Origin of the sequence: Micromonospora sp. WMMB235 (assembly GCF_001855515.1) — a bacterium.
GTDB classification, from domain to species: Bacteria; Actinomycetota; Actinomycetes; order Mycobacteriales; family Micromonosporaceae; genus Micromonospora; species Micromonospora aurantiaca.
This window is the reverse complement of sequence record NZ_MDRX01000001.1, coordinates 2,523,115-2,536,713: the sequence shown is the minus strand read 5'-3', so window position 1 is coordinate 2,536,713 and position 13,599 is coordinate 2,523,115. Positions and strand designations below refer to the sequence as shown.

At 71.2% G+C, this 13,599-nt stretch carries 13 protein-coding genes; 8 read left to right on the top strand and 5 right to left on the bottom strand.

Annotated elements, in window-relative coordinates; genetic code table 11:
• Positions 1-51 precede the first annotated feature (51 nt).
• A complete protein-coding gene (locus tag BFV98_RS10350) occupies positions 52-435 on the top strand; it encodes a PadR family transcriptional regulator (RefSeq protein ID WP_013285110.1) in 384 nt (127 codons plus the stop codon).
• Positions 432-1,328 carry a hypothetical protein gene (locus tag BFV98_RS10345; protein WP_071096043.1) on the top strand — a complete coding sequence of 299 codons (897 nt, stop codon included), beginning with the start codon at positions 432-434 and terminating at the stop codon, positions 1,326-1,328. Before BFV98_RS10350 ends, BFV98_RS10345 begins: the two co-directional genes overlap by 4 nt.
• Positions 1,329-1,414: 86 nt before the next feature.
• Here the strand turns inward: BFV98_RS10345 and BFV98_RS10340 are convergent, their stop codons facing one another.
• The 3 genes from BFV98_RS10340 to BFV98_RS10330 form a co-directional block, all read right to left on the bottom strand.
• Positions 1,415-1,744 carry a cupin domain-containing protein gene (locus BFV98_RS10340; protein WP_013285113.1) on the bottom strand — a complete coding sequence of 110 codons (330 nt, stop codon included), beginning with the start codon at positions 1,742-1,744 and terminating at the stop codon, positions 1,415-1,417.
• Between the two features lie 98 nt (positions 1,745-1,842).
• A complete protein-coding gene (gene fmdA, locus BFV98_RS10335) occupies positions 1,843-3,096 on the bottom strand; it encodes a formamidase (protein ID WP_013285114.1) in 1,254 nt (417 codons plus the stop codon).
• Between the two features lie 21 nt (positions 3,097-3,117).
• Complete coding sequence (locus tag BFV98_RS10330; RefSeq protein ID WP_013285115.1) at positions 3,118-3,396, bottom strand: FmdB family zinc ribbon protein; 279 nt, start codon at positions 3,394-3,396, stop codon at positions 3,118-3,120.
• Positions 3,397-3,605: 209 nt separating this feature from the next.
• Between BFV98_RS10330 and BFV98_RS10325 the strand changes: the two genes are divergently transcribed.
• Both BFV98_RS10325 and BFV98_RS10320 read left to right on the top strand, forming a co-directional pair.
• Positions 3,606-4,781, top strand: coding sequence for a cellulose binding domain-containing protein (locus BFV98_RS10325; protein WP_071096041.1), 1,176 nt, complete (start codon positions 3,606-3,608; stop codon positions 4,779-4,781).
• 11 nt (positions 4,782-4,792) lie between these two features.
• Complete coding sequence (locus BFV98_RS10320) at positions 4,793-5,917, top strand: glycosyl hydrolase 53 family protein (RefSeq protein WP_071096039.1); 1,125 nt, start codon at positions 4,793-4,795, stop codon at positions 5,915-5,917.
• A gap of 24 nt (positions 5,918-5,941) precedes the next feature.
• On the opposite strand, the gene BFV98_RS10315 is transcribed toward BFV98_RS10320, so the two are convergent.
• Both BFV98_RS10315 and BFV98_RS10310 read right to left on the bottom strand, forming a co-directional pair.
• The gene (locus tag BFV98_RS10315; protein WP_071096037.1) at positions 5,942-6,346 is read right to left on the bottom strand and encodes a DoxX family protein; all 405 of its coding nucleotides are present in this window, start codon (positions 6,344-6,346) and stop codon (positions 5,942-5,944) included.
• Between the two features lie 113 nt (positions 6,347-6,459).
• Positions 6,460-7,032, bottom strand: coding sequence for a hypothetical protein (locus BFV98_RS10310; protein ID WP_013285119.1), 573 nt, complete (start codon positions 7,030-7,032; stop codon positions 6,460-6,462).
• 142 nt (positions 7,033-7,174) lie between these two features.
• Between BFV98_RS10310 and BFV98_RS10305 the strand changes: the two genes are divergently transcribed.
• The 4 genes from BFV98_RS10305 (at position 7,175) to BFV98_RS10290 (ending at position 13,585) form a co-directional block, all read left to right on the top strand.
• On the top strand, positions 7,175-8,356 hold the full coding sequence (locus tag BFV98_RS10305) for a hypothetical protein (protein WP_071096035.1): 1,182 nt from the start codon (positions 7,175-7,177) through the stop codon (positions 8,354-8,356).
• Positions 8,357-8,545: 189 nt separating this feature from the next.
• Positions 8,546-10,405, top strand: a complete 1,860-nt coding sequence (locus BFV98_RS10300) for a BTAD domain-containing putative transcriptional regulator (protein WP_071096033.1) — start codon at positions 8,546-8,548, stop codon at positions 10,403-10,405.
• Between the two features lie 161 nt (positions 10,406-10,566).
• Positions 10,567-12,876: a fibronectin type III domain-containing protein gene (locus BFV98_RS10295; protein ID WP_255368087.1), complete on the top strand. Its 2,310-nt coding sequence runs from the start codon at positions 10,567-10,569 to the stop codon at positions 12,874-12,876.
• A 16-nt stretch (positions 12,877-12,892) separates the two neighbouring features.
• Entirely contained in the window at positions 12,893-13,585 is a 693-nt protein-coding gene (locus BFV98_RS10290; protein ID WP_071096030.1) for a hypothetical protein, read from the top strand.
• Positions 13,586-13,599 lie beyond the last annotated feature (14 nt).

Sequence of the window (13,599 nt, the reverse complement as noted above, 5' to 3'; positions counted from 1 at the left end):
CTGTGAACAGTCACCTTGGACTGATACTCAAGTTGGTTGTATATTCGGCTCATGGGATCTGCTTCGCGTCCCGCGCTACGGGAACCGTCGTACTTCGTCCTCGCTGCCCTGCTCGGTGGGCCGCTCCACGGTTATGCCGTGATCAAGAGGGTGACCGAGCTGTCCGACGGGCGGGTGACCCTCGCTGCCGGATCGCTGTACTCGGTGATCGACCGGCTGCTCGGCGAGGAACTCGTCGCCGCCGACGGTGAGGAGATCGTCAACGGGCGTGCCCGTCGCTACTACCGGCTCACCGACGAGGGCTGCCGCGTACTCACCGAGGAGGCCGACCGGCTCGCCCAGGCCGCCCGGGTGGTCATGGACCGCCTGCCGCGCCGGGTCGCATCGCAGGCAAGTGCCCGTCAACCTTCTACCGTGAGGATCAGACCAGCATGAGTTCCGATGTCCTGGAGAGGCGTTACCGCATGCTGCTGCGGGCCTATCCGGCCGGCTACCGCCGGGAACGCGCCGACGAACTGATCGACACGTTGATCGGGGACGAACCCACCACCCGTCGCTGGCCCAGCGCCCGGGAGGCGGTCTCGCTCCTCCGGGGCGGCCTGCGGGTGTACGGCGGCAGCGCCGCGGCCCGTCCCACTGCCGTGCTGTTCTGGCAGGGCATCCACCTCGGCGCCCTGGCGGTGCTGGCGCTGGGTGTCCTCATCGGCCTGGACGACATCGTCGAGGCGTTCCGGTACGGCGGACTCTCGGACCCGGTGACCGTCCTGCGCAATCAGGGCGTCCACGAGGTCGTGCTGATCGCGGCGCTGGTGGCGCTCGTCGCCGGCCGTGCCCGCACCGCCGCCGTCCTGGCTGTTGCCGCGGCGGTGGTGCCGAGCCTGATCTCCCCGTACCTGTTCCTCAACGGCCTGCCGCAGTGGTGGGCGCCGGTTGTCGCCACGCCGCTGATCGTGCTGGGCCTGCGGCGGCCGGCGGACGTGCCGTCGGCGCCTCGCGCCAACGCCGTCCTGGTCACCGCCGGAATCCTCGCCCTGCATCTGATCCCCGCGGGTGGCCTCCGCATGGTCGACGCGGTCCCGCGGATCGTCGCCGCCGCCATGGTGATCGCCGGGGTGGCCGCCTTCCTGTGGGTGGCGACCGCCGACCAGCGACTGCTGATCGCGGTCGTCCCGACCCTCCTGCTGGGCACGCTCCACCAGCTGGACAACGCCGGGTTGACGGAAGAACTGCTGCGCCGGCCGGACGCCCTGCCGTCCCTGACCGTCGCGGTCCTCATGGCGGTCGGCGCGATCGTCTCGACCCGGTTGCGGCAGCGCACCCGCGCCTGACCGGCGGACGGGCGGCCCGGCCCCGGCCGGACCGCCCGGCAGGGGCCACCTCCGTCATCGAAGCCCGATGAGGACGCGTGCGGTCGTCAGCGCTTGGCGACGGTGAGCAGCACCGCTGAGTCTTCGAGCGCCTCCAGCGTGTGCCGGCGGTCCGGCACGATCAGCAGATCGCCGGGTGCGCCGTCCCAGGACGTCTCGCCGGCGCCGAGCCGGACCCGGCCGTGCAGGACGTGGACGGTGGCCTCGCCGGGATTCTCGTGCTCGCTGAGCATCTGCCCGGCGGTCAGCGCGATCAGCGTCTGTCGGAGCCTGTGCTCGTGACCGCCGTAGACGGTGGAGCTGCTGCGGCCGCTGGAGGAGCCGTGCGCGAGCTTCAGCTGCTCGCGGGCCAGTGCGGTCAGGGATGACTTCTGCATGAGGTGTCCCATCTCCTCGTCGCGCCGGGCGCGATCCTCGTCCGGGAACCGTAGCGCGGCCGCCCGTCGCCGATCCGCCGGCCCTCAGGGGCACCTGCCTACGGCATGGTGGCCTTCGGGGCGCCCTTGCCCGGATCGATCCGGGTCGGACCGGAGGCCGAGGGGCGGATGTCGAAGTCGAAGATCTCGGTGGGCAGGTAGACGGTCGCGCAGGAGTTGGGGATGTCCACCACGCCGGAGAGCCGGCCCTCGATGGGTGCGGCACCGAGCAGCAGGTATGCCTGTTCCGGCTGGTAGCCGAAGCGGGTCAGGTAGTCGATGGCGTGCAGGCAGGCGCGCTGGTAGGCGAGCTGCGAGTCGAGGTACCGCTGTTCGCCGTCGAGGGTGACCGAGAGCCCGGAGAAGGCCAGCCACTGGGAGAACTGCGGCGGGGTGTCGCCCGGAATGAAGATCGTGTTCTCGGCGACGCCGTACGTCTGCATGCCGTTCTTGATCAGGTCTACGTGCAGGTCGACGAAGCCGCCCATCTCGATGGCGCCGCAGAAGGTGATCTCCCCGTCGCCCTGCGAGAAGTGCAGGTCGCCGAGGGACAGGTTGGCTCCCGTCACGTACACCGGGTAGAAGACCCGGCTGCCGACGGTGAAGTTCTTGATGTCCTGGTTCCCGCCGTTCTCCCGGGGCGGAGCGGTCCGCGCCGCCTCCGCAGCGACCCGGTCGAAGTCGGCGCCGGTGAGGCTGCCGAGGATCGCGTCCTGCGGCTCGGGGGGCAGGGCCAGGGGCGGCACCCGGTCGGGCGCGGTGGCGATCAGCGCCCCCTCCCGCTGGTTCCAGGTCGCCAGCAGCGACGCGGACGGGGCGGTGCCCATCAGCCCCGGGTGGGAGATCCCGGTGAACGAGACCCCGGGGATGTGCCGTGAGGTGGCCTTGTGACCGGTGAAGTCCCAGACCGCCTTGTAGGCGTCGGGGAATTGCTCGGTCAGGAAGCCGCCGCCGTTGCCGGTGGGGAAGATGCCCGTGTAACCCCAGCCCTGGCCGGCCAGCGGACCGGACTCCTGCGGGATCGGGCCCATGTCGAGGATGTCGACCATGAGCAGGTCGCCCGGCTCGGCGCCCTCGACTGCGAACGGGCCGCTGAGAGCGTGGACCCGGGTCAGCGGAGCGTCCCGGATGTCCTCGGCGGAGTCGTCGTTGTGGATCGCGCCGTCGAACCACTCGCGGCAGTGGACACGGAACGACTGTCCGGGCCGTACCGTCGCCACGGGCGGGACGTCGGGATGCCAGCGGTTGTGCCCGACCTTCTCCTGGTCGGTGAACCTCTTCGTGGAGTCGAGGGGGAACAGCAGTTCAGGCACGGCGTTGAGCCCTTCTCGTGGTCACCATCGGGGCAGGCGGGCGTGGGCCGGGTTCGTCGAGTGACGCGCCGGGCGACGGCCGGGCACCCGCCCGACGACCTCCGGCTGTTCCGCGCTGCGCTCGGTCCGGTCCACGGCCTCGCGCAGCGCCGCCGGTATGCGGGTGAGCCGGGGCGCGGAGAACACCCGTGTCGCCGGGAACCCGCACCGGGGGCAGTTCGTCGACGGGCCCGCGGTGCCGACCGGCATCGCGACATCGAAGCTGCCGTCCTGCGCGCAGCGGTACTCGAAGGTGGCCATCGCCGCTTCCCGTCCAGCCTTTCGTGCGTGCGGTGGCCGTTCCGCAGCGGCTCACCCTGTCTATCCGATTGTGACCGATTGCTGACATAAGCGGCGCAAAACGATGAATGAAGCGAGGTCGCGCCTCGCGGCGGCCTGCGGGGCCGTGACACCGGCCGAGGTGTGGGACACGTTGGCGATCATCGATGTATGGCGGGCATTGTCGACCTATGGCTGCCGTCTTCTCGTCCTCGCTGTTCCGCCGTCTGCGGCCGGGTCTGACGGCCGCGGTCGTGCTGTCCACGGCAGTGCTCGGTGCCGCTCTGGCCGTCGCGCCGTCGGCGGACGCCGGCACCGCGTACCCCGCTGTCGCCCCGGCGCCCGGCGGCGCAGCGGTGCCCGCCGCGGAGCCGACCGGGACGGCGGCGCCGCCCACCTCGACGCCCAGCACGCCCAGCACCACGCCGTTCCCGCCGAGCGCGCCCACGAACCTGACCGCCACCCAGGTACGGACCACGTCGGTCACCCTCACCTGGACGGCCGCCAGGCCCGGCTGCTGCCCCGTCGCCGGGTACGACGTCACCTACTACCAGGCGTTCGACGACGTGGTCTACGGCATCAGCCTCGGCGACGTCACCTCCACCACGATCACCGGCTACATCCAGCCGGGCCGGCAGTACTCGTTCCGGGTGTCGGCCCGGGACGGGTCCGGGCGCCGATCGCCGTCCACCGACGCGCTGACGGTGGTCACCCCGGTGACCGACACCGGCCCGGACACCACCCCGCCGAGCGCGCCGCAGAACCTCACAGTCGGCGAGGTGACCGCCTCGACCGCCACGCTGTCCTGGTCGCTGTCGACCGACGACGCCGGCGTGCTCGGGTACGACGTCTACCGGTTCGACGGCTGGTTCACCTCGACCCGAGTCGCCACCGTGCCGGGCACCACGTACACGGCGCCGCTGCCCCCGTCGACGCCGCTGCGCAACCTGTACTACGTGCGGGCCCGGGACGCGGCCGGCAACGTGTCGATCGCATCCAACACGGTCACACTGCCGACGACGTCCACGCCGCCGCCCCCGCCGCCCTCGACCTGCCGGGTGACCTACCGGAGCCAGTCCGAGTGGCCCGGCGGTTTCGTGGCCGCGGTGACGGTCCAGAACACCGGGACGACGTCGGTCGACGGCTGGATCGTCACCTTCAGCTTCCCCGGGGACCAGCACGTCACCACCGCGTGGAACGCCACAGTCGGCCAGACCGGCGCCGCCGTGACCGCCCGCAACGTCGACTGGAACCGCGTCATCGCGCCGAACGGCTCCGCGACCTTCGGCTTCCAGGGGCGGTGGAGTGCGAGCGACGCGCCGCCGACCGGCTTCTCGCTCAACGGCGCCCCCTGCACTGTCGGCTGAGAGGAAGTCTCGTGAGCACACCCCACCGCCGCCGCGCCCTGGCCGGGGCCGTCACGGCCGTCGCCCTCGCCGTCACCACCACATTCGGGGGTACGCCCACGCCCGTCGCCGCCGCGAACACGCTCAGCATGCGGGGTGCCGACGTCTCCTCGTTGCAGCGCAGCCTGGATCTGGGCGCGAAGTACTACGACGCAGGCGGGGTGGCGCGCGACCCGCTGGACATCCTCAGGTCCGTCGGTCTCAACTACGTCCGGCTGCGCGTGTGGAACAACCCGGCCAGCGGCTACAACAACAAGAGCAGGGTGCTGGCCCAGGCGCGCGTGGCGAAGGCCAAGGGCCTCAAGGTGCTGATCGACTTCCACTACTCCGACACCTGGGCCGACCCCGGCAAGCAGTACAAGCCCGCGGCCTGGGCCGGGCACAGCCTGAGCCAGTTGCGCAACGACGTGCACGCGTTCACCTACGACGTCTGCGCCGCCCTCCGCGGGCAGGGCACCCTGCCGGACAGCGTGCAGATCGGCAACGAGATCAACGTCGGGATGCTGTGGAACGAGGGCAAGGTCGTCAACAACGACTTCGCCCCGCTGGCCGGTCTGCTGAAGCAGGGCTACAACGCGGTCAAGGCGTGCGGCGGCGGCATCCCCGTGATGATCCACACCGCGAACGCCGACAGCAACGCCAACGCCCGGTGGTTCTACGACGGCATCCGCGCCCAGGGCGTGCAGTGGGACATGACCGCCCTGTCGTACTACTGCATGTGGCACGGCAGCCTGGCGAACCTCTACAACAACATCGTCGACCTGCGGAACCGCTACGGGAAGCCGGTGGTGATCGTGGAGACCGCGTACCCCTTCACCCGGGACAACGCGGACAGCGAGCCGAACGCCATCGGCGACGCCACCTGCGACGGCATCGGCGCGACCTGGGCCGGGCAGGCCCAGGAGCTCGACTGGGTCCAGAACACCGCCCGCAACGCCGGCGCCGTCGGTGTCTTCTACTGGGAACCGACCTGGTACGCCGTCAGCGGCAACGGCTGGGATCCGGCGAACATCAACGGCACCGGGAACCAGTGGGACAACATGGCCGTCTTCGACTGGTCCGGGCGGGTGAACCCGGGGGTGCGCTGGACGCCCTGACGGGGTCGGCCGGCGCACCCCCGCTCAGCGCTTGAGGAGCCGGCGGATCGAGTGGCGGCGGCCCCACGCGATGAACACGAACAGCGCGAACAGCACCACGGGCGTGAGCACCAGCGCGCCGCCGTGCAGGATGAACGCCTGGGTGACGGCGGCGCCGACCATGAGCAGCGCGAGCCCGACGGCGGCCAGGCCGGCCAGCCGAGGCACGAGCAGCCCGATGCCACCGGCCAGCTCCAGCAGGCCGACGAGATAACGGAACCAGGGCGCGGCTCCCATGTCCTCGAAGGTCTGGACCGCGTTCGTCTCGCCGAACAGCTTGGGGCCGGCGGAGGCGACGATGAGGAAGACCCCGAGGACGATTTGCAGCGCCCACAGCGTCCGGTGCAACCCGCGCGCGACGGGCGGGGGAGTGGTGTCGACGACGGTCATGGTTCTCGTCCCTCCTGGCGGTCTGCCGGTTTCCCGCATCCGATCGGATACACCAGGTCAGACCGGCCGGGGCGCATGAACTCATCGCGCCGGAGAGGGTACGAAGTCCAGAATCAGCTGCCGGAGGACGCGGGCTGGTGGTTCTCAGGGGATGCGAGGCGCTGCTGCAGGCGGTCGGACTGGGCGACTGATCCGCCGCTCACGCCCAGGCCGCGCCGAGCCGCGTCATAGAAGCGATCACGGCATGCGTTGGCCTGCTGGTAGACGTCGGTCAGCGGCTCGGTGGTCTCCCCGACCTCGCGGGCCCGGTGCTCCAGCTGCCAGACCGCCTCGCGCCAGTCCTGCGCGGCGGCGACTGTGGCGGCATCCCCGAGCAGCAACAGGCGTTCCCACGCGAGGGTGTGCCTGATGTCCGCGTCGGCGAGCCGGGGCAGTGCCGCGGCCTTGTCCAGCCCTGAGCGGTACTTGTCGCCGTCCGCCGCGGCCAGGACCCGCAGTGAGATCGCCTGGATCTCCTTGAGGACCTGCGCGAACTCGCCGTACGCCTCCAGTCGTCGTTCGTCCCACCGTACGGATTGACCACGCTTCCACTGACTCCTGGTGGACAGGAAGGTCACCAGCCCCGTACCGAGGGCGCCGACGACGACACCGAGCAGCGCGGGCAACTGTGAGACGAACGCATCCATCGGCGCAAGCGTGTCATCCGGCGTCAACAGTTGATCCGGCCCGGGCCGCGGCTCTACGGCCGTACCGCCGGGTCGTGGTTGTGCCGGGCGTGAGCGCGCGCGTGTCCCACTGCCGCCGCCTGTCCGGCCGTACCATCTCCTGGTGAAGGTCCGCCGTCGGCTGGTCGCCGTGTCACTCCTCCTGGCGGTGGAGGCGACGGCGTTCGCGCTGCTCGTCACCGAGTCGGTGATGGATGCGATCGTCGCCGCCGGCCTCACCTGCGTGTCGTTGTGGCTGCACCTCGTCCTGCACGAGTGCGGGCACCTCGTCGTGGCGAAGCTGCTGCGCCTGCCGGTCATCGCGGTCCGTGTCGCGCCCTTCAACGGCTGGCGCAACGAGGTGTCGGTCCGGCCGTCGCCGTCGATGACGGCCTTACCGCTGCGGATGGTGCTGTTCTATCTCGGTGGCCCGCTGGCCAACCTGTGCGCCGCGACGGCACTCGTCGTCGCGTCGGCGTCCACCGGTACGGCGCTGACGCGGTTGACGCTGCTCGGCGCCGCGTTCGTCGGGGCGCTGCTCGGCCTGACCAACCTCGTTCCGGGGCGTTCGACCCACAGCGACGGCCACAACCTGCTCCGCTGGCTCCGGGCTCCGGCAGCCGCCCGTGAAGGGCTGCGGGCCGGCTACTACCAGGAGGAGGTGGTCAGGGCGCTGCGGGCGGTCGCCCGAGCGGGTGGTGACGTCCACCGGGTCGGGATTCAGGCCCGCGACGGCAGCGATCCGCTCCTGGCCCTCGCTGCCTATCAGCAGAGATTGAGCGCGGGACACACGCAGTCGGCGGATCTGGTCGAGGAGGCCGAGCGGCTCGCGGCGCTGGCTCGCGCGGGCGGCACCGATCCCGCGGCCGCCGCGGCGATCGGCCAGATGCTGAGCCTCCAGTTCGGAATGTGGTACCTGTACGCCGCGGTGGTGACCGGCGCGCCGGTGGATCGCCGGGAGGTGCGGGAGATCTCGGAACTCGCCCGGATCGCCGCCCGGACGCAGCCGCGAGCGTTGTCCGCCCGGATCGTGATGAGCCTGGCTCACCTGCTCAACCAGCGGCCCGAGGATGCGCGATCGCTGCTTCTCGACGTCCGTCCCGGCGCCGAGCCGCGCGACCTCTGCGCCGTCGCGCTTCTTCTGCGGGCGGCCGCCGAGTCGTATCTCGGAAACCACGCCGAGGCGGATCACCTTCTCCGCGCGGCCGGGGGCGACTACCCGCAACTGGCACAGCTCGTGGCCGCGATCCGGGCAGCCGATCCGGCGCCGCCCATGTTCGCGCCGGCACCGATGGCCGGAGCCTGACCGCTCGACGAGCCGGTGGCTCGTCGCCGTCATGATCTGGTCGGGCGTTTTCTGCGGTGTTTCCGTTACGTCGACACACCGCTACTTGCATTGATTCCCGTCACATTTGGTCCTTATCGAAATGCCTTGTCCTGATCTGCGGGGCCGCCTACTGTGGGCGGCCTCGGAGTTCGACGGGGGAGCGACGGGATGCAATTGGACATTCGGCTTCTGGGCCCTGTCGAGCTGCGGGTCGGCGGCCGGCGCGTCGCGCCGGGACCGGGAAAGCGGCGGGCCGTGCTCGCCGGGCTCGCGCTGGCGGCGAACCGGTCGGTGTCCCTGGACCGGCTGGCCGCCATGGTCTGGTCCGACGTCCCCCCGCCTTCGGCGACGGCCAACCTGCGTTCGCACGCGGCGGCGCTGCGCCGGATGGTGGGCGACCGGCTGGTGACGCGTCCGAACGCGTACGAGCTGCGGATGCAGCCCGACGAACTGGATGTCACCGAGTTCCACCGGCTGGCGGAGAACGGCCGCACGGCACTGGTCAGGGGGTATGCGCTCGACGCCGTTCCCGCGCTCGACGCCGCGCTCGCGTTGTGGCGCGGCGCGGCGGGCGAAGGGCTGCCGACCGGCACCACGCTCGACAACCGCTGGGCGAGCCTGGAGGAGCAGCGGCTTCAGGTGTTCGAGGTGCTGACCGATGCCCGCCTGGCGGTCGGCCGGCATGCCGAGCTGCTACCCGGGCTGCGTGAGCATCTGGCCGCGTACCCGTTGCGGGAACGGGCGTGGGGGCAGCTGATGCTCGCGCTGTACCGCTGCGGTGAGGTGCCGGCCGCACTGGCCGCCTACCGGGACGCGCGCGCCCGGCTGGACCAGCACCTCGGCATCGAGCCGGGCGAGGAACTGGCCGCCCTGCACCGGGCGATCCTGGAACGGGCGCCGGACGTCTCGTACACCCGGCCGCCGCCGGTGATCGCGGCACCGTCGGCCGCCGATCCGGCTCCCGCCGCCGAGACCGGCCGGACGGTGCCCCGGGAGCTGCCACCGGATCTGGTCACCTTCGTCGGGCGCACCAGGGAAGCGGGGGAGGTCAGCACGGTAGCGACGTGCCGCGCACCCGCTGTCGTGGTCGTCACGGGCCCGCCGGGAAGCGGCAAGACCGGGCTCGCCGTACACGCGGCCCACGCGGTGGCCGGTGAGTTCACCGACGGGCAGATCTTCGTCGACGTCGCGTACCGGGCCTCGGTCACCCCGGCGGAGTTGCTGGCCCGGGTGCTGCGCGCGCTCGGCGTCGCGGCGGGCGACATGCCCGACAGCGCCGACGAGCGCGCCGGGCGCCTGCGCTCGCTCACCGCCGGACGCCGGCTGCTGCTGGTCCTCGACGGCGTCACCAGCGCGGCCCAGGTGCGGCCCCTACTGCCCGCCAGTCCCGGTCCTGCCCTGATCGCCGTGGCCCGGCGCGCTCTGGGCAACCTCGACGGTGTACGGCGGGTCGCCCTGTCGCCGTTGGCCGAACCCGGCGCCCGGGAACTGCTGGCCGCGCTCGCCGGTCCGGAACGGCTGGCCGCGGATCCGGGCGCGACAGCCGAGCTGATCGGCCTGTGTGCCGGATCGGTGCTGGCGCTGCGGGTCGCCGGCTCGAGACTGGCGACGTGGCCGGGGATGCCGGTGGCCGCGCTGGTCGGCGAACTCACAGCGGGAGGGAGCACGCTGGATCTGCTGAGTTACGACGACCTGTCCGTACGAGCGAGCCTGGCCGCCGCCGTCGCGGTCGTCGCCTCGGAGGACGAGGTGGCCGGCCGGCTGTTCGAGCTTCTCGCCGCCTGCCCGGAGGCTCCGGCGGCGGTGGACCGTGCCGCGGCGCAACTCGGCGAGTCCACCGAACGGATCAGGCGGGCCATGGAAGGCCTGGTCGATGCGCACCTGGTCGCCCGGGACGGTGCAGCCCGCTACCGGCTGCCGGCGCTGGTCAGGGATTACGCCGCCGAATTGTCGACAGTGCCGTCCGGGCCGGCGTCGCGGCTCGTTCGGGGGAACCCGTTCCTCACGTTGTCGTCCCGGTCCGGGTGATCGATTCTGCCGACCGCTCGGGTCGTCCGGCGAGCGTAGACGACAAAGTATCTCGAATATAGATCGCCGTGACAGGCTCCGCTCGTCATCGACCAATCTCAGTGAGACGGGGCGGCATGTCAGGCTACAGACGTCATCGCTATTTCAGTCGGTCCTTACGCATGACGGCATTCGCCGTCGCGATCCTCCTCCCGCTCAGCATGATCAGCCAGCCGGCATCCGCCCAGGTCGTCACCGAGGCGCAACTGCCGGCATGCGCCGACCCGTCCGTGCCGGACGACGTCAACCACGCGTCCATCCGCCTCGAAGGACCGGCAGCCGGGTCGGAGGTCGCGGTCGACGCGAACGGCAGGATCGCCGTCAACGGCTACGTGCACAAGCAGGCCACGATGGTGGACGTCTCGGTCGAGAAGACCACCTCGACCAGCTTCACCTACGGCCCGCCGCCGGAGGGCGTCACGGACTGGTCGGCCTCCTGGACCGCCAGCATGCGCCCACCGCGACTGGGTCCGGTGAAGGTCTGCACCCGTGCCCAGCGCGAACCCGGCCGCTACGCACGGATCCTGCGCGACATCACCGTGCTGGACCTGATCCCGCCGAGCAGCGTTCCGAACCTGGCGGTCGGCACGATCACGGCCACCGGCGCCAAGGTGACCTGGGGTGCCGCGACCGACAACTACGGTCTCGCCGGATACGAGGTCACCGTCGACGGGGGCACCCCGCATCGGACCACGGTCGGCACCCGCTCGTACTCGATCACCGGACTCCAGCCGTCCAGCAACCACACGGTCTCCGTGGTCGCCGTCGACCTGGCCGGCAACCGGTCGAAGACGCCCGCCACGACGTCGCTCACGACCGACGCCCTGCCGCCGCCGCCCGACGTGGACGCCGGCCTGACCCTGGACCCGGACGAGGGCGGCGCCATGGCCAGCTGGCACCCGAACCCGGCCACAGAGGCGAGCTACCGCGCCTACCTCGACGGCGAGATCTACGACCACTTCGAGCGAGACCAGCTCTGCGAGGACGGCAACGGCAACGTGGCCAGCCCGTGTACGGCGGACAGCGTCATCAAGCTCCCGATCGAGCCGCTCGAGGAGTACACGCCGTACGCCTTCCGGGTCGAGGCGCTGAGCGCCGACGGCACTGTGGTGCGGGAACTCGCCGGCGACTTCACCACGATGATCCACGTGGACGAGCTGTCGCCGGCGGTCACGCAGACCACCGCCAGTGAAGCGTCGCAATGCGCGGGCGCCGGTGGTGACATCTACATCGCGGCCAGCTCGCGTGCGAGTGTGCCGGTGCCCTCCGGCGCCACGCAGATCTTCCTCGGCTGTTACCGGGCAGCCGACACCAGCTGCCTCGACGCCGTCCTGCCACCGTCCGGCGAGAAGCTCGTCGACTGTGCGGACGACCTCACCCGCACGCTGTTCGCCATCGCTCCCTCCGGCCGCGGTCCGGTCATCTCGTCGATCGACGACACGCAGCCCCGGCCGCTGCTGTTGCAGGCGGCTGTGGTGCCGATCGCCTGGTGTCTGAGCAGCGGCGCCTGCGCGACGCTCATCGCTCCCGTCGCGGAGACGGCCGCGGCGGCCGCGGTCGCCCCGGTAGCCGCCGCCAGCATCTCGTGGTGGGTCGTCGGCCTCGGCGGCCTCGGCCTCGGGGCCGCGCTGGGCACGCTGCTCGCCATCCTCTTCCCCGGCACCATCGGCGTCAACGGGCTCATCGAGTACCCGATCTCGCACGACGTCGACTTCGAGCAGTTCGACAACTGGGGCCTGGACGAGGGCGAGTGGTACAACAGCCTGAAGGTCTACGCCGAGGTCATCAAGACGACGAAGCTGGTGGCGAACCAGCGCAACCTGCCCTTCGCCTGGGACTCCACGGAGGACGCGCGCCTCAAGCGGATCATCGACCAGGCATGTACGGCGCAGCGCGGCACCCAGGGCAAGGCCGGATGCGACGACGACATCATCGTCTACGTACCCGGGGCCAAGAACTACAAGGGCGCCGACATGACCGAGACCGGCAAGCACATCGTGGCCGCCATGGGCGACGGCGGATATCCGCAGCCGCCGACCCGGGCGGTGTGGTTCTACCCGGCGCGAAGCGTCGGCGGGCAGGCGGCGCGCGCCAAGGGCCACAGCCGCGGCTGGTTCGGCACCGCGGCGTTCAAACCGAACGCGTGCGACGTACGGGTTCCCGGGCAGACCTGCGACGAGTTCCCGTTCTGGTCGACCGACCAGGCGGTCGACCTGACCGGCCAGGTCGCCAGCCTGAAGCTGGTGTCGACAGCCGAGTCGCTTCCGCAGGCCAACGACATCAACGCGTTCTACGGCAAGTGCAAGGTGAGCGACAAGACCAAGTTCGTCGTGCTGCCGGTGAAGCCGTGGGTCGAGGCCGGCGGCCCGAGCTTCGCCTTCAAGCTCAGCGGCGGCGGGGCTAGCCTGTGCATGACGCCCGTGGCACCGTGAGCCGAGGAGCCTCCTGATGCTCGACGACATGCGCGTACTGCGCGAAGCGGTGCGGGAGTACCGCGTCGCGGCGACTGCCGCCGGCCTCGACTGGCCCGATTCGGGCGAGTCGCCGGCCGGGCCGCCGCCGGACCGGGTGCGCCGGATCTTCGACGTGGACCACGTCGCGGATCAGCTGGCCTGGTTGCAGTCGCAGCGCTGGCCGGACGCGCGGTTGCTCCCGAACGGCGGATGGCGGATGCCGTGGCCGGACGGTGGGGACGCGCTCGACTACCTGGGGCTGTCGATCGGCACGCCGTTCCCCTGGCGGCAGCAACTACCCCTGTTCCACTTCGACTTCCTGCTCTACACGTTCGTCCTCGCGGGCGAGCACGAGGGGGAGATCTGGCGCTACCCGGTCGGGGAGGACGCCTGGGAGTCGGTCCGTGCCGCCCCCAGCCTGGCCGTGCTCTTCGACCAGTGGACCAGGGGAATCGCCGCCGGTGTGGTCCGCTACGACGAGGCGAACAAGTGGCTCGTCGTCGAGGACGCGGACGGGGCACCCGGCCTCGACCCGCTGGCCTTCCCGGTGACTCCGGTGGACGAGACGCTGCTGCACGCGCGGCAGCGTGAATGCGGGGCGAGCCCTGTGGTCGACGACGACGGCTTCGAGCACCAGGAACGGCTGCTCGACGCCATCGACGCGGCGAAGGCCACGCTCGGCAGCTAGACCGGCCTGCGGTG

Bases quoted from the DNA above. Each gene is read 5' to 3' on its own strand.
- BFV98_RS10350 (WP_013285110.1), top strand. From the start codon at position 52: ATGGGATCTGCTTCGCGTCCCGCGCTACGGGAACCGTCGTACTTCGTC.
- BFV98_RS10345 (WP_071096043.1), top strand. From the start codon at position 432: ATGAGTTCCGATGTCCTGGAGAGGCGTTACCGCATGCTGCTGCGGGCC.
- BFV98_RS10340 (WP_013285113.1), bottom strand. From the start codon at position 1,744: ATGCAGAAGTCATCCCTGACCGCACTGGCCCGCGAGCAGCTGAAGCTC.
- BFV98_RS10330 (WP_013285115.1), bottom strand. From the start codon at position 3,396: ATGGCCACCTTCGAGTACCGCTGCGCGCAGGACGGCAGCTTCGATGTC.
- BFV98_RS10325 (WP_071096041.1), top strand. From the start codon at position 3,606: ATGGCTGCCGTCTTCTCGTCCTCGCTGTTCCGCCGTCTGCGGCCGGGT.
- BFV98_RS10315 (WP_071096037.1), bottom strand. From the start codon at position 6,346: ATGACCGTCGTCGACACCACTCCCCCGCCCGTCGCGCGCGGGTTGCAC.
- BFV98_RS10310 (WP_013285119.1), bottom strand. From the start codon at position 7,032: ATGGATGCGTTCGTCTCACAGTTGCCCGCGCTGCTCGGTGTCGTCGTC.
- BFV98_RS10300 (WP_071096033.1), top strand. From the start codon at position 8,546: ATGCAATTGGACATTCGGCTTCTGGGCCCTGTCGAGCTGCGGGTCGGC.
- BFV98_RS10295 (WP_255368087.1), top strand. From the start codon at position 10,567: ATGACGGCATTCGCCGTCGCGATCCTCCTCCCGCTCAGCATGATCAGC.
- BFV98_RS10290 (WP_071096030.1), top strand. From the start codon at position 12,893: ATGCTCGACGACATGCGCGTACTGCGCGAAGCGGTGCGGGAGTACCGC.